Below are 19220 nucleotides of genomic sequence, written 5' to 3' on the forward strand. Positions count from 1 at the left end.
CAGCAGGTTTCGAACTCCTATGCATTACCTACCATCAAACCGGTCATCTGCATTTCCGGTTCCGATAATCAGCCCCCACCCGGTGTCGGATCACCCTCGCCTTATGGACCTTCCGCGCACGAGGGTTTTTCGTTCCTCTTTCGATCCCGAGTCGACTATCCCAGAACGGGTCACCCATGGAGGGTCATCGGTGTTGGGTTGATAGTTTCCCAGCTCGATTTCCGACCACCTCATCGGCAACGGCATCACCCAGCGCTGCGTCGGTGAAAGATGGTATCCATTGACAGCCCATTTGAGCTCTGCCATATTTTTTTTAAGAACAAGCGATTTTCTACTCATCGTTCTTCACTGCCGATCCCAACACCGCATTCTTTATCAGACAGTACCGGGGGAGATGCAAAGTTGATCTGGAAGCCCATTCAGAAAGACCCGAAATCCTTTTCAAAACGTCCGAATCTGCTGGATTACGCCAAAACCGCTGCGGCCTTTTCGTGGGAGACCGTACGCAGCGAGTTGGATGGGTTGCCGGGGGGCGGGGGGCTCAACATCGCCCACGAGGCGGTCGACCGTCATGCGGACGGAGGACTTCGGAACCATGTGGCCCTGCAATGGCTGCGCAGCGACGGCACCTCCCGTGCTTTTACTTACGGCGATCTGAAAACGCATACCAGCCGCTTCGCCAATGTCCTCGACAGCCTGGGCATCGGCAAGGGCGATACGGTCTGCGCGCTGGCCGGCCGGATCCCCGAGTTGTATATCGCAGCCCTGGGGACCCTCAAAAACAAGAGCGTCTTCTGTCCCCTCTTCTCCGCCTTCGGTCCGGAGCCGATCTGTCAGCGGCTGAGCAAGGGCGACGCCAAAATTTTGCTGACCACCCACGGGTATTACCGCCGGAAGGTCGAGCAACTGAAGGATCGGCTGCCCCTGCTCAAGCATGTGCTCCTGGTGGATGTCGCGGATCATCCGGGCAACGGACTCCTGTCGCTCCCCAAACTCATGGCCGCCGCTTCCGACACCTATATTATCCCGCCCACCGACCCGGAGGATATCGCACTGCTTCACTTCACCAGCGGCACCACCGGCATGCCCAAGGGCGCGCTGCACGCCCACGACGCCGGACTCACCCACTACATGACCGGCAAATACGTCATGGATTTTCACCCCGACGATGTCTTCTGGTGCACGGCCGACCCCGGATGGGTGACCGGCACCTCATACGGCATCATATCGCCGCTGCTGCATGGGATCACCAATGTCGTGGACGAAGCCGATTTCGACGCCGGGCGCTGGTGCGACATCCTGGCCGACCGGAAGGTCAGCGTCTGGTACACGGCCCCAACGGCCATCCGCCGGTTCATGCGCATGGGCATCGAACCCGCCCGGGCATACGATCTGCGCCATCTGCGCGTCATTCACAGCGTCGGCGAACCGCTCAACCCCGAGGCCGTGGTCTGGGGGGTAAAAGCCATGGGAATGCCGATTCACGACAACTGGTGGCAGACGGAAACCGGCGGCGTCATGATCGCCAATTTCCCGGCCATGGAGATCAGACCCGGCTCCATGGGGCGCCCGATTCCCGGCATCGATGCGGCCATCGTCCAGCGCGTCGACAAAGATACCGTCAAGGTAATCGAGGCACCTGACGTTCAGGGAAATCTGGCCCTTCAGCCGGGCTGGCCGTCCATGTTCCGGGGCTACCTGCACGACAAGGCGCGTTACCGCAAGTGCTTCGTCGGCGGCTGGTATCTGACGGGTGATCTGGCCAAACGGGACGCGGACGGATATTTCTGGTTCGTGGGCCGCGCCGATGACATCATCAAAACCGCCGGCCACATGGTGGGCCCCTTCGAAGTGGAAAGCACCCTCATGGAGCACCCCGGCGTTGCCGAAGCCGGGGTCATCGGAAAGCCGGATCCGCTCATCGGTGAACGCGTCAAGGCGTTCGTCACCCTCAAACCGGGCTTCGCCCCCGGCGACGCGTTGCGCCTGGAAATCATCGGGTTCGCCCGCAAAAAACTCGGTTCGGCCGTGGCGCCCAAAGAGATCGAATTCAAGCCCGACCTTCCCAAAAACAAGGCCGGTAAAATCATGCGCCGGCTGCTCAAGGCCCGTGAATTGGGCCTGCCCGAAGGCGATCTGTCGACCCTGGAGGACTCCCGGTGAACAGTCCGCCCACCGGAAAAACGGCGGCGAGCGTGGTGGGCTGCGGCCAGGCCCTGCACCTGCTGCACGCCATAATCCGCATCCGCTGCCTGGATGGCTGATCGAAAGAAACCTCCATCTCAAACTCCCCGGTTTTTACTACCCTGCCTGTCGCGGGTCCCCGGTGTCCCCTGAATACCTCCGAAAGCAGCAGTTTTGGCAAGTTCCCCTTGATTTTAAGTCCTGCTTAATTTAGCTACAAAAAGTTTATCTGAAATAACGCCCACGCCCGCGACAACCGATCGCCAACCAATCTGCCAGGAGGAAAAATGCCCAGACGCGAGGACATCCATAAAATTCTGATCATCGGTTCCGGCCCCATCGTCATCGGGCAGGCTTGTGAATTCGACTATTCCGGAACCCAGGCCTGCAAGGCTCTGCGATCCCTGGGCTACGAGATCGTGCTGGTCAATTCGAACCCGGCTACGATCATGACCGATCCCGGTCTCGCGGATGTGACCTACATCGAACCCCTCAACGTCAAGGTGCTGACCGAAATCATCGCCGCCGAGCGGCCCGACGCCGTGCTGCCCAACCTGGGTGGGCAGTCCGCCCTGAACCTCACCGCCGATCTGCACCGTCAGGGGGTACTGGAGGCCTACGGGATACAGGTCCATCGGCGTCAGCCCGGAGGCCATCGAGCGCGGCGAAGACCGCACCGCCTTCAAGAAAACCATGAACAGCCTGGGCATCGACATGCCGCGCAGCCAGGCCGTGCAGAGCGTGGCGGAGGCCGAACAGGTCGCCCGGGAGCTGGGCTATCCGGTGGTGATCCGCCCGGCGTACACCATGGGCGGCACCGGCGGCGGCCTGGTGTTCAATGTCGAAGAGCTGCAGATCATTGCGGCCCGGGGGATTGCCGCCAGCCTGATCGGCCAGGTGCTGGTGGAAGAATCGGTGCTGGGCTGGGAAGAGCTGGAACTGGAAGTGGTCCGGGATGCCAAAAACCAGATGATCACGGTGTGCTTTATCGAAAACGTCGACGCCATGGGGGTTCACACGGGCGACAGCTACTGCACGGCGCCCATGCTGACCATCGCTCCCGCCCTCCAGCAGCGCCTCCAGGAATATTCCTACGCCATTGTCGAGGCCATCGAGGTCATCGGCGGAACCAATGTCCAGTTCGCCCACGATCCCAAAACCGGCCGGGTGGTGGTCATCGAAATCAACCCGCGCACCTCACGCTCCTCCGCCCTGGCCTCCAAGGCCACCGGATTTCCCATCGCCCGCGTCTCCTCGCTGCTGGCCGGAGGGATGACCATGGATGAAATTCCCTACTGGCGAGACGGTACCCTGGAAAAATACACGCCATCGGGCGATTACGTGGTGGTGAAGTTTCCGCGCTGGGCTTTCGAGAAATTCGAGGGCATCGAGGACCGGCTCGGCACCCAGATGCGGGCCGTGGGCGAGGTGATGAGCATCGGCAAAACTTACAAGGAAGCCTTCCAGAAGGCCATCCGCAGCCTGGAAATCAACCGCTACGGCCTGGGTTTCGCCAGGGACTTTAATACCCTTTCGCTGGAGACCCTGATGCAGCGGCTGACCGTAGCCACCAGCGAGCGTCAGTTCATGATGTACGAGGCGCTGCGCAAGGGCGCTACGATCGACGACCTTCACGCCGTGACCCATATCAAACCCTGGTTTATCGAGCAGATGCAGGAACTGGTGGCGCTGGAAGAGGAGATTCTGGCCTACCGGGGCGGTCCGCTGCCTGAAGATCTGCTCAAGCGCGCCAAACAGGACGGGTTTGCCGACAGGTACCTGGCACGGCTGCTGGCGGTGCCGGAAAAAACCATTCGGGAGCAGCGCACGGCCATCGGCATCGTCGAGGCCTGGGAACCGGTACCGGTGAGCGGAGTCGAAGACGCCGCCTACTATTTCTCCACCTACAACGCACCGGACCGGGTCACGGTCAGCGAGCGGCCCAAAATCATGGTCCTGGGCGGCGGACCCAACCGCATCGGCCAGGGCATCGAATTCGACTACTGCTGCGTCCACACCGCCATGGCGATCCGTGACGCCGGTTACGAGTCCATCATGGTCAACTGCAATCCGGAAACGGTTTCCACCGATTACGACACCTCGGACAAACTCTATTTCGAGCCCCTGACGGTGGAAGACGTGTTGAGCATCACCGCCAAGGAGAAACCCGAGGGGGTCATCGTCCAGTTCGGCGGGCAGACCCCGCTCAACATCGCCCGCGAACTGGCCGATGCCGGCGTTCCCATCCTGGGCACCTCGCCGGATACCATCGATCTGGCCGAGGACCGCGACCGCTTCCGGAAGATCATGGAGGAACTGAGCATCCCCCAGCCCGAATCGGGCATGGCGGCCAGTCTCGAAGAGGCACGGGCGATCGCCGCGCGCATCGGCTACCCGCTGATGGTCCGCCCTTCTTATGTCCTGGGCGGCCGGGGCATGGAAATCGTTCACGATGACGGGATGCTGGCGCGCTACGTCAACGCGGCGGTGGAGCTTTCGCCCGAGCGCCCCATCCTGATCGACAAATTCCTGGACAACGCCATCGAAGCGGAAGCCGACGCCATTGCCGATGGCCGCAATGCTTTCGTGCCGGCCGTGATGGAGCATATCGAACTGGCCGGCATCCACTCCGGCGATTCGGCCTGCGTCATTCCGCCCATCAGTCTGGGGCCCAAGCACATCGACACGATCCGGGAGTACACGCGCCGGATTGCTACGACCCTCAACGTGGTCGGGTTGATGAATATCCAGTACGCCATCTACGACAACACGGTCTATGTGCTGGAAGCCAATCCCCGGGCCTCGCGCACCGTGCCGATCGTCTCCAAGGTCTGCGGACTCTCCATGGCCCGCGTGGCCACCCAGGTCGTGCTGGGGCGCACCCTCGACGAACTGCAGCTCAAAGACCGCCGGATACCCCATTACGGGGTCAAGGAGGCGGTGTTTCCGTTCAACATGTTCCCCGAGGTGGACCCGGTGCTCGGGCCGGAGATGCGCTCGACCGGCGAGGTTCTGGGGCTTTCGCACTCCTTCGGGCGGGCTTTCTTCAAGGCCCAGGAGGCCACCCAGACCGCACTGCCGCTGGAGGGAACCGTGCTCTTCACCATAGCCGACCGGGACAAGACCGCCGCCATCGAACCCGTGCGCCGGTTCCGGGAGCTGGGCTTCCGGATCATGGCCACCGAAGGCACCCACCGCTTTCTCAAGGAGCGCGGCATCGACACCGAGGCCGTCTCCAAGCTCGACCTGGGGCGGCCCAACCTGGTGGATGCCATCAAGTGCGGCGACATTCAGCTGCTCGTCAACACCCCCAGCGGCAGCAAAAGCGCCCAGGACAGCTCGAACATCCGCAGGGCGGCCATCAAGTATAAGATTCCTTATATCACCACCACCGCGGCAGCCATCGCGGCGGCCAAAGGCATCGCCGCCCGGCGGGAAGGCGCCCCCAAGGTACGCTCCCTGCAGGACTACCATGCCCGGATCGATTGAAAGATCATTGGCACCCAGGAACATCATCATCAGGGGCTCGCTTGAAATTCAGCATGAACTGTGCCGGACAGGCGCCAATATCGGATTGCCTTGCTTCCCGATATTCTCATGAAGGGAGGTCAGTCATCAACTCGCGGAGCAAAGGATGGGTAAGGGAAACCCCACTTTTCGAACAGCTTCTTCAATTCCCCCGTTTCGATCAATGACGGCATTATTGAATCGTAGCGTTCGATAAGTTGTCTGGATCGCGGGGTATCCGCGAATCTCAGGTAAAGGGCTTTTTGAACGACGATATGGATATCGTACTGGTCCCTGTCGATGGTCTTCGCCCGGATGTATCGGTTCAGGAAGTTCAGATTGTCCATGTAAAAGTCAACCCTGCCGATATCCACCAGTTTCCATCCCTGATACTCATGGTCGATCTCCCACCATCTAACCTGAACATCCAGAAATTTATGGAAATTGTAGTCTCGTATCCATACGATTCGCTTTCCGGCGATGCTTTGCTGGCCTTTCCACTCGCTGATTTTGCCTTTTTTCGAGAGGACACACAATGTCTCGCCGCCAATGGGATATCGGGGGAAAATATCGCTCGCCTGGTCCTTGGGCACAAAATAGCCCCCCGGCAGCGCATCCGCTTCACGATGTTCGAGCATCAACATCGCGCGTTTCCAGGGAACGATTTTGTAAGCGATGGTGATTTGCAAAGGATCGTAGACCTTGTGCAGAATATCGAAATAGAGCCCGGTGCCGTCTTTTTTGGTGACATTTTCCCACGATGGGGTGGCAATCCGAATGCTGTTGATTTCGCTTTGGGGCTGAGGGCATGCAATCGAAACCCAACAAAGATGGACGAAAACGGATAGAAGGAATATGCCCCGCGTCGATATATGTTTTCCCCCGCCGTCTCTCATAAGGTCTTCACATCGCTGAAATACTTTTCCAGAATATCCACTTCGAGGGCATTGTTCAGCAGGTTCCCTAGTATTATCCTTACGCACCGCCACACACCGGCGTCTACCGGGTTCAGGTCAGGCGCGACGATCCCCACATCGTCAACCGATCCACCGACTGAATCCCTATATGCCGATCATCAATCGGCCGGGTGCAGACGAAGGTAGCGCGGCGTAATCTTCTCCAGCGTAAAGCGCCGATCAGCGATCATGAAACCAAGCCGGGCCTCGGCGACATCGAAATCCTGGGCATAGGTGACGCCGGCGTCCAATCCCTGAATTACAATATCCAGACGAAAATTACCGTTGTCCGTCATGCCCCGGTAGGTGAGCTTCAGCCCCTGGGACAGCAACGGCTGGTCCAACGGGAGCAGCAAGCCGTTGGCAATTTCCCTAGCCGGCCAGGGAAACGGTTGTTCCCCCAGCCTGCCGGCATTCTGCATGGCGGTCTCGTAATCGAAACTCCACCCCCAGTTGTACCCGGGTGAGGCGCTGCGGTATTCAGTGGGAACCGCATCCGACAGGAGGATCGCCCACACGAAAAGCCCCGCCCCGACCAGCAGTATGCCGACAATAGCCGCTATTTCAATCGGACGATGGTTTTCCATGTCAATGCCTTGGGTTTGTGGTTCAGGGCCGGTCACTGAGCGCCTCGAAGCCGGAGATAATATCCAGCAGTTCATTGGTGATGCCGGCCTGCCGCTGTTCCCTGAAGCGGGCCTGCAGGTCGTCCAGAAGGTCCATGATGTTTTTCTCAGCCGCCTGCATGGCCATGAGCCGGGCCGCGTTCTCGGCGGCCAATGACTGGGCAAAGGCCCGGTAGAACGAAATGAATAGATACTGCCTGAAGAGGTGGGTGAACACGGTTTCCCGCGAAGCCCCCAGCATGGGCAGGCAGCGGTTGGGCCAGGGGGTGGATCGCCGCTTGTCGGCCCAGGACGCATCCAAGGGCAGGACGCGCTGAAATACCGGTACATACCCCCCGTGCTCTCCGAGCACGTGATGGCAGATGCCGAACTGCTCCAGTTTTTTTGCCGACCGCCATTGTTCGATCTTGCCAATCACCGCCTGGATCTGCTCGTTGACGGCGTTCAGCCCTGCCGGTGCCGGAAAATGGACATCCGCGGGAACCCCCGCATCGGCCAGAATGCCGTGAATCTTTTCTCCCACGCTCCAGAAAACCCAACTCTGTCCGCCGGTCGCTTGTGCATTGGCATGCTCATGAGCAAATGGCCAGAGCGATTCATTGAACGGGCCGCACATGCCCTGGTCGGATCCCACCACCAGGCAAATGCGCCCCAGGTTGCGGGACGGGGTATCCATCGGACGGCCCATGCGCAGGAAGACCGTCCATCCCATGTCCACCACCAAACGGTATTGCTCCAGCGACGCCACCGCCCGCTCGAACTGACGGATATTGACGGCGGCCAAACTTTTCATCGTCCTGACCACGCCCAACAGATCATGGGCGGTCTTGATCTTGCGGTTCAGGGATTCCAGTGTCGCCATGTTCCTCCTTGAGCGGCAGTAGCGCCGCCGTAATCAGGCCGGTCAACCGGTTCCATATCGGGTCGTCGTTTTCAGCCGCAGACAGGGTGTGATCGTAATCGGGAATCCCGATTTTTACCGCTTCAAGGATCATGGTTTCGGCCTGCCTCATCTTATCTTCGGGAATGTCGTCCATCAAGCCCTGGGCAACGGCGAACAGCACGGCAATCTGCTCACCGGCGCTCATGGTGAGCAGCTCCTGCTGCTTCAGCACCTCCCGCACCCGCCGGCCATGTCCCAGGGTTTGCTTGGTTCGCTCATCCAGGCGGGTGCCGAAACGGGCAAAGGATTCCAGTTCCTGGAATTGGGTGTAAGATAGCCGAAGATCCCCGGCCACCTGTCGGTAGGCGGGCGGCTGGGCCTTTCCGCCTACCCGGGACACGGATTTACCCACGTCCACCGCCGGCAGAACGCCTTTTTGAAAAAGATCTGGCGACAGGTAGATCTGGCCGTCGGTGATTGAAATCAGGTTCGTGGGGATATAGGCCGAGATGTTCTGGGCCTCGGTTTCCGCAATCGGCAGGGCCGTGAGGGACCCTCCGCCCAGCTCCTGCCTGAGATGGGTGGACCGTTCCAACAACCTGGAGTGCACATAAAAAAATATCTCCGGGAAAGGCTTCGCGTCCCGGCGGACGCCGCAGCAGAAGACTGAGTTGGCGATAGGCCACGGCATGGCGGGTCAGGTCATCGTAGACCACGAGCACATCCCGTCCCTGCTCCATGAAATACTCGCCCAGGGTGGTGGCCGCATACGGGGCGATGTATTGAAGCCCGGGGGGTGCATCCCCCTCCACCACGACCACCACGCTGTATTCCATGGCTCCTTCACGATCGAGGATACCGGCCATCTTGGCGATCCCCGCGCTGCGCTGACCGATGGCGCAATAAATACAGATGACATCCTTGTCTTTCTGGTTGATGATGGCATCCAGGGCCACCGCGGTCTTGCCTGTCTGGCGGTCCCCCAGGATCAGTTCCCGCTGCCCCCGGCCGATGGGGATCAGGGCATCCACCACCTTCAGGCCGGTCTGAAGCGGCTTGACCACCGGGGCCCGATCCATGATCGGCGGCGCTTCGCCAAGCACCGTGCGGCGCTGCCCGGTCTCGGCAGGGCCCCTGCCGTCCAGCGGTCGCCCCAGGGGGTCCACCACTCGGCCGATCAGCCCGTCACCCACGGGTACATCGAGCACGCGGCCGCTGCGGCGCACCTCGTCCCCGGCACCGACCGCTTCACTGGGACCGAAGAGGATAATCCCCACCCGGTCGGGCAGGAGGTCCAGCACCATTCCGGCAATATCGGGGCCCACAGTCACGCGTTCCTCGGCCCCGACCTGCCCCAGGCCATCGGCCCAGACGATCCCCTGCCCCACGGATTTCACGCGGCCCACCTCCGCGGCCTTCAGATCGGGCGCGAAATGTTGTACCCCCTTCTCGACGGCCTTGTCGATGGACACCAGAACATCATCCAACCCGCTTTGCTGAATGCTGTGTTCGTTTTCGTTCATGGCTTCACCCGAGGGTCCTTGAACAGGTTCTCCATGATCTCGGTCTCCAGATCCCCCAGGTAGTCGGCCAGATGCCAGGCGACCTGGCGGTCGCCGACCACCAATTGGATGCCCAGCCCCAGATCCGGGGAAGATTCAAACCGGATCCCGGAGCAATCCGGAAACCATTGGCCGAGCTGCGCCCGAATCGTCCGGGTGTCATCATCGTCCAGGGGAATCCCGGATTGAACAATGATCTCCCGTTTCAGGGCCTGATGACTCAACGCCATCTTGCGGGAAGCCAGTCTTTCCAAAAAAACCCGGAGCACCTGCCGATTCAACCGCTGATCGGCCAGATCCCGGAGTACCTTCTCGCCAATGCGCATCACCTGCCACACCAGGTGCCGTTTGAGTTTTTCCAGAAAGGCCCGCCGGTCGCGGGTCATGTTGGCCAGAAAGGTCTGCCGAAGGGTTTCCACCTCTTCCCGAATGGCCGCGATGGTTTCCTCGCGCCACCTGGACACCTGGTCCTGGGCCTCGGTCATGAGGCGCTCCCGGGCATTTTCCAGAGTGTTTTTTTCTTCTTCAAGCTCCAGCGCCCTGATTTGGGCTTGCTTTTCCGCCTGTTCAGCCCGGTTCAAGGCATCGGCCATGGATTTCTCCCGTTGATCCAAGGCACTGCGGATCGGCTTGAACAGAAACCGATTCATGAGCCAGATCAGAATGAGGAAATTGACGATCTGGGCCATTACCGTAAACCAGTCGATGAGCACGATCTATCCTCCTGCCTTGGACAGAAAGTACTTCCAGAACGGGTTGGCGAAAATGAGGATCATGGTCACCACAAAGCAGTAGATGCCTGTCGATTCCACCATGGCCATGCCCACGAAGAGCGTCCGGGTGATGGTACTGGTTTCGTCCGGCTGCTGGGCGATGGAACTTAATGCCTGGGCCAGGGCGCGCCCTTCCCCGAGGGCCGGCCCGATCGCACCGATCCCCATGCAGATGCCCGCCGCCAGGATTGAAGCCAATGCAACCCAACCAAGTGCGTCCATATCATTTTCTCCTTTCTCAGGCTGTTGTTGCCACCTCCATGCCAGCGCTGATGTACACCGCTGCTAAAATGGCGAATATGTAAGCCTGCACCAGTCCCGTCAACAGCCCCAGAATCTGCATGGGGATGGGAACGATCAGCGGTGCAATCAACAGCAGGATGGCTCCGATCATGGTACCGCTCATTACATTGCCGAACAGGCGCACGGACAACGCCAGGGTCCGGCTGAGTTCGCCCATGATATTAAATGGCAGCATAAACGGGGTGGGTTGAAGGTAGTTTGCGACATAGCGTCTCAGTCCGATCGCCCCGATACCATAAATGGGGACGGCAACAAATACGCAGATGGAAAGACCGGCCGTAGTGGACAACGACCCGGTGGGAGGTTCAAAGCCGGGAATAATGGAAAGAAAATTGCAGACGGCGACGAAAAGGAACAACGTCCCCAGAAAAGCCAGCAGTCCCCTGGGATGGCGTGGCGAAATATCGTCCAGCTGCTTTTCGATCAGGTGAACAACGACCTCCAACACATGCTGATTCGACGAGATGGGTACGCCGGTTCGTAAACGGCGGGTGGCCAGCCATGCGATCACGGTTAACAGAACCATGACCCCCCAGGTGAACAACATGGTGCTGTTGACCTTTAGAAGGCCCAACTGCCACCAGATCCGATCGTCAGGAGTGAGCTGCATGATGCCGCCCCCCGCTTTTACTTTCAATCATACGGGTCAGAACGATTCTGACCAGGAAAAAACCCCCAACGGTAAAAAAGAACGCTCCCGCATCGGTTCGCACCGCGGCCCAGAAACCGGTCAGGGCCACCGTCAGACGGACAAGCAAACTGACCCCCAGCCATCGCTGCGGCCAACGCTTTTCCAGTATCTTCTTCAGGGTCAACCACAACCCGCCAAAATAGCAAAACCCCAACAATCCGCCCCACAGAAAGGCCATTGTCCACCGCGTCGCATCAACGTCCATGGTCGTTCCTCTCCCTTTCGATCGTCCTTCGCTGCCGGTTTATCCAGAACCAGGCGTTGATACACCCCAGAACCAGCCCGATCACCAAGAGCATAAGCGTCCAGGAGTAGGGACCGGGCCATCGCAGATCGATCCACACGCCCAAAAAGATGCCCAGCACCGTGGGAATCGCCACGGCCCACCCCACCATGCCGAACGTGCCCAAGCCGAACCAGATCGGGTCTTTCCTTTTCTCCCGAGCCCGCAGCTTGCGTTTCTCGCCGGTCTTCACCGCAGCGAAGAAACGCTTGTCATGCTCTGGCAAACGATCAGGCATTTTTCCCGAACTCCACAAACCGGCGGATGAAGTCGGCTTCCAGACGGGCCACGACCACACGGGTTTGCCGTTCGCGTTCATCCGCATCGGTGATAAAGCGGCTGACCGTTGAATGCAGGTCCCCCAAGGTCCCTGAAACAGCCATCCGCGTAGCCACCTGCACCCGCTCTGCCTGCTTGATCAGGATACCGCCGTTGACGGCCATGAAATGCTCACCGCCCGTCGGGGTCCAGTAACTCAGGATGCCGGGAACCAGCGCCGCCGCCAGGTCCAGATGGCGGGGACGAATGCCGAAGGCCCCTTCCGGCCCCTGGGCCACCACCTTGTCCACGGTCTCGTCGAGAAACACCGCGGCCGGTTGAAACACCGTGAGTCTCACCGCTTGGCCTCCCCGATGTCGCCAATCATGTATACGGCGCTCTCCGGATGCTCCGAGAATTCGTCGTTCAGAATTCGTTCGCATCCGTCAAGGGTGTCCGCAATATCCACCAGTTTGCCCTCCAGTCCCGTGAACTGGGTGGTGGTAAAAAAAGGCTGGGTCAAAAAGCGTTCCAGGCGCCTTGCCCGGTAGACGGTCTTGCGGTCCTGCCGGGAAAGTTCCTCGATGCCCAGCATGGCGATAATGTCTTTCAACTCCTCGTAGGTCGCCAGGGTCCTGCGCACCTCGCGGGCCACCTGGTAATGGCGCTCCCCCAGAATGCGCGGCTGCAGCATGATGGACCGCGATTGCAACAGGTCGATGGCCGGATAGAATCCCTCGCTGGCGCGGCGTCGGGAGAGGACGATGGACGCGGAAAGATGGCTGAAGGTATGCACCGCCGACGGGTCGGTGAGATCGTCGGCCGGCACGTAGACCGCCTGAATGGAGGTAATGGCCGCCTGGCTGGTGCTGGCGATGCGTTCCTCCAGTTCGGCCAGTTCCGTGGCCATGGTGGGCTGATAGCCCATGCGCGAGGGCAGCCGGCCCAGCAGCCCGGACAGTTCCGACCCCGCCTGGATGAACCGGAAAATGTTGTCGATGAGCAGAAGCACGTCGCGCTTGAGATCATCGCGAAAATACTCGGCCATGGTCAGCGCCGTGTGCCCCACCCGGAACCGGGCTCCCGGGGGTTCGTTCATCTGACCGAAGACCATGACCGTGTTGGGTAGCACATCGGCGGCCTTCATCTCCCGGTGCAGTTCCTCGCCCTCGCGGCAGCGTTCGCCGATACCGCAGAAAATGCTCATTCCCTTGTGTTTGCCCACCATGTTGTGAATCAGTTCGGTGATCACCACGGTCTTGCCCACGCCGGCGCCGCCGAAAAGCCCGGCTTTTCCGCCCCGCTCCAACGGCACCAGCAGGTCAATGGCTTTGATGCCCGTAAAAAACACCGCTTCCGAGGTCACCCGGCGGGACAGTTCGATGGGCGGCTGATGAATGGACCGGAACGCCATCCCCGATGGCGGCGGTCCCCCATCGATGGCATCGCCAAAAAGGTTGAACATGCGCCCCAGAAGCGCCTTGCCCACCGGTGCCTTGAGTGGCTCGCCGGTGGTCCAGGCCGGCTCGCCGCGGTATAGCCCGGCGGTGGCGTTCAGGGCAATGCCGCGCACCCTTTGTTCGTCCAGATGGACGGTGGTTTCGATGAGCACCCGTCCCTCGGGACCCGAATGGATCAGCGCATGAATGGGGGGCAGGGTTTCCGTAAATTCAAGGTCCACCACATTGCCGCGTACGCTGACGATCCGTCCTGGAATGCGTTGTTTGCCATTAGCATGGAATGAATGCGTATCCATTTCATGTCCCTCGATGCCCGATCCGGTTGTTTGCATCGCTATGTGCGGGCTTTATTTATCCGAGCCTGCGTTTTCCTTTTCCAACGTGTAAACATCGCTGACAGGTGATTCGCCGATTCCGCCATGATCATCCCTGCTTGGGCCCATCGACACGAAGGGTGGCCCGGCTGTCTATATCGCTATTGTTAAGGCACCATCCGCACGCCCGGGCTGCCAAACGGACGGCCGACGGATGCAGTTAACCAATTGTCATGCAAAATAGATGCAGAAGATGGTTGCCTCATGCATCACAGTGGTTATATCGCCAGTAAAAAAGCCCGCTCCATGATTGGAGCGGGCTACTGAATGCAGTTCCTAATTGTGCATGGTGGTCTACGGTAAGGATAGAAAACGGTGCGTTTGCGGTTTCCTTCAGGTCGGTCTCCGGACCGGTTAATCTTACGGGGTCCTGTCGAACCCGGTTCGAACCAACGCCAGCAACCGTATCGCTAGTTTTTGCGATAGGCTTCAGCGATCATCGGCTCATATACCTTGAGCACCTCGCGGCGCTTGAGCTTGAAAGTCTGGGTGAGCATACCGTTTTCAATGGAAAAACCCTCGCTGAGAATGATGAACTTTTTGGGAATTTCGTAAGTTCCGAATTTGCCTTTCAAATGGCTGAGGATCTGATTTTCGATGGTGGACTTGACGGCCGGGTGGGCTATCATGGCAGCCGGTTCCGTGGGCCATCCATTTTGTATAGCCAACTTGTCCATGACGATGAAATCAGGAAATACGAGACAGACCGTAAACGGCCGGTTGAGTCCGTAGATCATGGTATGCTCCACGCAGGGCAGCAGCTTGATTTCCTCTTCCAGGGTCGCCGGAGAGACGAACTTGCCGTTTTCCAGTTTGAACTGCTCCTTAATTCGGCCGGTGATGTGCAGATATCCGTCATCGTCGATATAAGCCCGGTCTCCGGTTCGGAGTCCGCCGTCCTCGGTCATGGTCGCCCGGGTCTCCTCGGGTTTGTTGTGATACCCCTTCATGACATTCGGACCGTATACGATCAGTTCACCCTCTTCCGGGTTGTCGCTGTCGAAGGTCTTGTCGATCACCAGGCGCACCTTATCGATCGGTCTGCCGGCGCTGCCCAGCCGGTTGTGCTGCGGACTGTTGACGGTGCCGGCCGGCGACAATTCGGTCATTCCCCACGCTTCATACACAGGGATGCCCACATCTTCGAAGAATTCGGCGATATGGGGGCTCAGCGCCGCACTGGAACTCAACGAATACATGAGCCGGCCGCCGAACTTCTCACGGATTTTTTTGAACACGACGGCATCGGCAATTTTCAACTTCAGATTGTTGACAACACTGTTTCGGCCCTCTTTTTTGAGGCGACGCCGCTCAATCCCTGCATTGACGCCCATGTCGAATAATTTTTTGGCCAACCCGCCCTGTTCGTTCATCTTGGCGTTCAGACCGTCGTAAACGCGATTGAAGACGCGGGGCACAGCCACGAGAAATGTCGGTTTCACCAGTGCCAGGTCGTCTACGATGGTCTGGGGGCTCTCCGCAAATCCGGTGGATCCTCCCAGCCGCATGAGCAGATGCAGTTCGGCGGTTTGCCCGTATGAATGCGCCCAGGGCAAGAATGAGAGGGTTCGCAGGTTTTCATCCAGCTGTGGATAGGCTTTGGTAGACGCATGTACATTGCTGGTGAGATTGCCGTGGGAGAGCAGCACCCCTTTTGGGGCACCAGTCGTACCCGAGGTATAAATGAGTCCGGCAATGTCATCGGCAGCCGGATAAACGGCGGTCACGGGGTTGTCCCTGCCGAGACGCTCCAATGCCGCCATGCTTCCCTCGCCTTCACCGTCGATGAGGACGACGTGGTCGAGCGTCTCGATTTCATCCGGCCACCCTTTCACCTTGGCCAGGATCTCCGGTTTGGAAACAAAAAGCACCCGAACCGCCGCATCCTCGATAATATAGCGCCAAGTTTTCTCGAGTTCCGCTTCATACATGGGCACATAGCGGCCAGCCAAGCTGTAGGTGGCATAACAGGCCGCCGCCCACGCCACGCGATTATTGGCGATGATGCCGACGGCATCGCCTTTCTGGATGCCCAGGTGGGCCAGGCCGCCGCGAAGGTTGGCAATCCGCTGGGCCACCTGATCGTAGGTCACCCAGTTATAGCTGTCCCTGGTTTTGTTTTTCGTCCCCATCCAAAGATTACTGCCGAATCTGGCCACACTTTCCTCAAACATCTCAACCAGATTGTCCGGCTTATCCAACGTGACCATGGCGCCTCCCTTGTCATCCGTGGGGGTTCTTATCGTCCCTTCACCCGCACGTAAAGCGGTTATCCCGCACGCCTGCCGGTTCCACCACGGCAGCCCGATGAAACCGAGCGACAATGAACTCCGTTTATTATTTCTGTTTTTAATTATTTACAATGTAAATTCAAAGAAACGGAGTTTACTTACACATTGGAGGACTCTATTGCAAGGGAATTCATAGGCTTCAGGGAGTTTCCGTCATAAACAACGGACCGATGTTTTCAAGCGGAATCGAGTTGTATTCCCTAACGGAAAAACGACAGCCTTATTTTCCGTGAAAAACCGGCTCACGCTTTTCCATGAATGCGGTGACGGCTTCCATTAAATCCTCGGAAGGCAGGCTTGCGGCATTTTTCTGGGCCACGTAGGACAGCCCGGGATAGACCCCGTTGTCCCGGCTGTAGTTAATCACTTCCTTGACGCCCTGAACGGTGAGCGGCGCCATGGCGGCAATCGATTTCGCCAGATCATCGGCGGCCTTGATCAGCGCCTCCCGGTTCTCGCATACCCGGGTAACAAACCCCATCTGAAGGGCCTCACCGGCAGTGAAGTCCCTGCCGGTGAGAGCCAACTCCCTGAACCATCCCTGGCCGATAATGTGGGGCAACCGCTGCAGGGTTCCCAAATCGGCAATAATGGCGATGCGTGTTTCCCGAATGCTGAACAGCGCATCTGCTGAAGCCAGCCGGATGTCGCAGGCGGACAACAGGTCCACGCCGCCGCCGATGCAGTGGCCATGAACCGCAGCGATAACCGGTTTTCTGCAGCGCTCGATGGCGTTGTTGCTCTCCTGAAGGTCCAGAATTTTTTTCCTCAGACGTTCCCGATCGTCAGCACCTTTGCCGGTCAGCATGGCCCCGGCCTCCATGAGGTCCAAACCGGCGGTAAAGCTTTTCCCGGTGGCACGGATGACAACCGCCCGCACGGCAGGGTCTTCGTCAAAACGACGGAAATGATCGGTCAGTTCCTTAAAAAACGCCATGCCCATGGCGTTTCGCCGTTCCGGTCGACATAGGGTCAGCCAGGCGACATGCCCGTCTGCTTCCACGTCCATCGATTGGTTTTCACTCATCGGGTAATCCTTATTATTTATTCGGGAGCCAACGCTCTGGATTCCCACCATTCTTTTCCGTAATTGACGAAAAGCTGTCTGCCGGCAGCTACGGCTTTGATGGTGTGAAACACAATCAGATCCCGGTCGGTATCGTGCCAGTATTCGGTATTGTGATCATAGGAGTGATTGAACAGGCTTCCCCATCCAAGCACCAGGGAGTAATAATCCGACTCACCGTTTTCATCCGCTGATTCCAGATTGAACAGATAGTCATCGAGGGAAGCGCCGCATTCGCCGGCTTTGATCCGAAGATAAGGACACTCTTCAAGCGTCGTGTCCGCGGGGATAAATGTCGTCGTAAAAATCCCATGGCCAAATTCGCATGGAGAAATGACAATCTTCGGATGTCTGAAAAGGGGCTTTCGCTTATTTTTCATCGCTCGTAGCCAATCGAATTCCTATCAGTCCAGTCAGGGGTGTACCAATCGGTATGGACAAAGTCAATCCGCGGGTTATCCATAGGGTCGGTCGAATTAAAATGGAAAGTCCCGGATGCATGTGGCTTTGGAGGTAGGTTGTTGTATCTATTGCACAGTCGGCACACAGAAAAGCTGCCTGTAAAATTGAATCGATCGACCGGCCCCAGGAGGATGGTTGTGTCGCAGATGCCATTTTGGCGCCACCGGTCAATCCGCTCTTCGTGGGAGCGGCTTGAGGAAACGAGGGTGGGGTCTCTTTTCTATGCTGTTAATGTAATCCAGCACGTGGGTATAGTCGTGCCGCGGGCTGAGTAATACCATTTCCGCATCCTTGCCCACTTTTACCGGGTGGCCAAAAAAAGCGGCAGTGCTTCAAAAACCTCGCTTCAGCAGCGTATTGATCTCCTCCGGATAGGCCATGCACAGCGTTTCGTTGAACAGGTTGCGCAGGGCGCCGATGTCCGGCGTTCCCAGTTTCTGGTTAAAGAAGGTTCGAGGTGAGAAAAGCAGATGAAAGCGAAAGTGGTCGTCGCCTCGGGCGCCGGTAAAAAAATTCATGTTGAAGCTGTAGACCCCCATTTTGTCGTATTCGACCATCAGTCGAGCCAAACCGGTGGATAGGTCCTTCAGGTCTTCACCGGTGAGGTCCAGCGTGCAGCGGGCATCTTCCACAATTGCCAGGACATCGCCGGCAACCCCCATGGGAGCAAAAGCGCTCAGCCAGTGGGTGCGGCCGACCTGCCCAAGGTAGCGCTTGTCGGAATCCTTTTCCGATGCCACCAGATCATCCCAGTAAGTGGATCCATGGGTGTCCTTGTAGTTCCGGGAAGCGTCGATTTCCTGGCGCATGAGGTTCGGGGCGGAGGAGGTGGAGAACACCTGCAGGTGCGGGTGGATCAGCGAACTTCCCGCCGGCGGCATATAGTTCCAGTTGACGATGTGGTAGACGGACTCAGGATGCCCGGAAGCGTCCACACGTCGGAAAAAATCGAGGGCGAAGCCGAATGCAGCCGCCATGTGGGCCGGCGTGAACGCCGTCATGGGAATGTAATGCCGGGATCCGAAGGTGGCCACGGCGCCGATGCTGTCGTAGGGGGCGATATTGGGAAAGATGACCATGTCGTCTTTTTGCATGCGACCCTCAGCGATAAGTTCCTTGGGGAAGCAGGGGGTTACCTCGATCACCTTGTCCCCGCAGAAGGGACACCAGGCTTCGGTGCCGGCCACGAGGGCATCGAAATCCGGCTTTCCCCAATGCAGTTCCATGAAATGGCAGATCCGGGCGGTACGGCCGGTCAGCGGGTCGATGCGGATCTCGCTGGGAACTCGCTTTTCTGCCATCTCCTTTTGCGGATTGCGCATGACGGTCTCTTTCCTGGTGGCCTCGAATTTCATGGCGACTCCTTTGAAACCGCTTCACGGCAGGCCGTGAGGGATCTTCGGTGCAACGTTGATGGGATGAATGAGTGCTGCTGATGGCTGCAGGGAACATGGATGGGTCAATCGCTTGACAGCACACATCCATGTACGAAAAAATTAAATACCGCAGGATGAACACAATTTTATTTCAATGTCAATGTG

General features: G+C 58.5%; 16 protein-coding genes and 3 pseudogenes. 2 read left to right on the top strand and 17 right to left on the bottom strand.

Annotated elements, in window-relative coordinates:
- Positions 1 to 402: 402 nt before the first annotated feature.
- Complete coding sequence (gene acsA, locus ACHZBS_RS01985) at positions 403 to 2163, top strand: acetate--CoA ligase (RefSeq protein WP_319404854.1); 1761 nt, start codon at positions 403 to 405, stop codon at positions 2161 to 2163.
- Positions 2164 to 2471: 308 nt separating this feature from the next.
- Positions 2472 to 5673, top strand: a pseudogene (gene carB / locus ACHZBS_RS01990) (carbamoyl-phosphate synthase large subunit).
- 119 nt (positions 5674 to 5792) lie between these two features.
- Here carB and ACHZBS_RS01995 read toward each other — a convergent pair.
- The 17 genes and pseudogenes from ACHZBS_RS01995 to ACHZBS_RS02075 all read right to left on the bottom strand — a co-directional run bounded on the left by ACHZBS_RS01995 (position 5793) and on the right by ACHZBS_RS02075 (position 19034).
- A complete protein-coding gene (locus ACHZBS_RS01995; protein WP_319404856.1) occupies positions 5793 to 6587 on the bottom strand; it encodes a transporter substrate-binding domain-containing protein in 795 nt (264 codons plus the stop codon).
- A gap of 179 nt (positions 6588 to 6766) precedes the next feature.
- The gene (locus ACHZBS_RS02000) at positions 6767 to 7234 is read right to left on the bottom strand and encodes a hypothetical protein (protein ID WP_319404857.1); all 468 of its coding nucleotides are present in this window, start codon (positions 7232 to 7234) and stop codon (positions 6767 to 6769) included.
- Between the two features lie 22 nt (positions 7235 to 7256).
- Positions 7257 to 8135, bottom strand: a complete 879-nt coding sequence (locus tag ACHZBS_RS02005; protein ID WP_319404858.1) for a F0F1 ATP synthase subunit gamma — start codon at positions 8133 to 8135, stop codon at positions 7257 to 7259.
- Positions 8089 to 8568: a hypothetical protein gene (locus ACHZBS_RS02010; protein ID WP_319409052.1), complete on the bottom strand. Its 480-nt coding sequence runs from the start codon at positions 8566 to 8568 to the stop codon at positions 8089 to 8091. Before ACHZBS_RS02010 ends, ACHZBS_RS02005 begins: the two co-directional genes overlap by 47 nt.
- 42 nt (positions 8569 to 8610) lie before the next feature.
- Positions 8611 to 8847 (bottom strand): annotated as a pseudogene (locus ACHZBS_RS02015) (hypothetical protein); the annotation flags it as partial.
- Positions 8828 to 9679, bottom strand: a pseudogene (locus tag ACHZBS_RS02020) (F0F1 ATP synthase subunit alpha); the annotation flags it as partial. The pseudogenes ACHZBS_RS02020 and ACHZBS_RS02015, both read right to left, overlap by 20 nt.
- A complete protein-coding gene (locus ACHZBS_RS02025; protein WP_319404859.1) occupies positions 9676 to 10431 on the bottom strand; it encodes a hypothetical protein in 756 nt (251 codons plus the stop codon). The pseudogene ACHZBS_RS02020 and the gene ACHZBS_RS02025, both read right to left, overlap by 4 nt.
- A gap of 3 nt (positions 10432 to 10434) precedes the next feature.
- A complete protein-coding gene (locus tag ACHZBS_RS02030) occupies positions 10435 to 10713 on the bottom strand; it encodes a F0F1 ATP synthase subunit C (RefSeq protein ID WP_319404860.1) in 279 nt (92 codons plus the stop codon).
- Positions 10714 to 10729: 16 nt separating this feature from the next.
- Positions 10730 to 11404: a F0F1 ATP synthase subunit A gene (locus ACHZBS_RS02035; protein WP_319404861.1), complete on the bottom strand. Its 675-nt coding sequence runs from the start codon at positions 11402 to 11404 to the stop codon at positions 10730 to 10732.
- Complete coding sequence (locus ACHZBS_RS02040) at positions 11388 to 11690, bottom strand: ATP synthase subunit I (protein ID WP_319404862.1); 303 nt, start codon at positions 11688 to 11690, stop codon at positions 11388 to 11390. Before ACHZBS_RS02040 ends, ACHZBS_RS02035 begins: the two co-directional genes overlap by 17 nt.
- Positions 11680 to 12006, bottom strand: a complete 327-nt coding sequence (locus ACHZBS_RS02045; RefSeq protein ID WP_319404863.1) for an AtpZ/AtpI family protein — start codon at positions 12004 to 12006, stop codon at positions 11680 to 11682. The genes ACHZBS_RS02040 and ACHZBS_RS02045 overlap by 11 nt, the downstream gene beginning before the upstream one ends.
- On the bottom strand, positions 11999 to 12385 hold the full coding sequence (locus ACHZBS_RS02050) for a F0F1 ATP synthase subunit epsilon (RefSeq protein WP_319404864.1): 387 nt from the start codon (positions 12383 to 12385) through the stop codon (positions 11999 to 12001). The genes ACHZBS_RS02045 and ACHZBS_RS02050 overlap by 8 nt, the downstream gene beginning before the upstream one ends.
- The gene (atpD, locus tag ACHZBS_RS02055) at positions 12382 to 13782 is read right to left on the bottom strand and encodes a F0F1 ATP synthase subunit beta (protein ID WP_319404865.1); all 1401 of its coding nucleotides are present in this window, start codon (positions 13780 to 13782) and stop codon (positions 12382 to 12384) included. The genes ACHZBS_RS02050 and atpD overlap by 4 nt, the downstream gene beginning before the upstream one ends.
- Positions 13783 to 14270: 488 nt before the next feature.
- Positions 14271 to 16070, bottom strand: a complete 1800-nt coding sequence (locus tag ACHZBS_RS02060) for a long-chain fatty acid--CoA ligase (RefSeq protein ID WP_319404866.1) — start codon at positions 16068 to 16070, stop codon at positions 14271 to 14273.
- A gap of 301 nt (positions 16071 to 16371) precedes the next feature.
- Entirely contained in the window at positions 16372 to 17178 is an 807-nt protein-coding gene (locus tag ACHZBS_RS02065; RefSeq protein WP_319404867.1) for a crotonase/enoyl-CoA hydratase family protein, read from the bottom strand.
- A gap of 17 nt (positions 17179 to 17195) precedes the next feature.
- Complete coding sequence (locus tag ACHZBS_RS02070; RefSeq protein ID WP_319404868.1) at positions 17196 to 17597, bottom strand: SET domain-containing protein-lysine N-methyltransferase; 402 nt, start codon at positions 17595 to 17597, stop codon at positions 17196 to 17198.
- A 414-nt stretch (positions 17598 to 18011) separates the two neighbouring features.
- Positions 18012 to 19034 (bottom strand): hypothetical protein, encoded by a 1023-nt coding sequence (locus ACHZBS_RS02075; protein WP_319404869.1) that lies wholly within the window; start codon positions 19032 to 19034, stop codon positions 18012 to 18014.
- Positions 19035 to 19220: the final 186 nt, after the last annotated feature.

It is taken from the genome of uncultured Desulfosarcina sp., from assembly GCF_963664155.2.
GTDB lineage: Bacteria > Desulfobacterota > Desulfobacteria > Desulfobacterales > Desulfosarcinaceae > Desulfosarcina.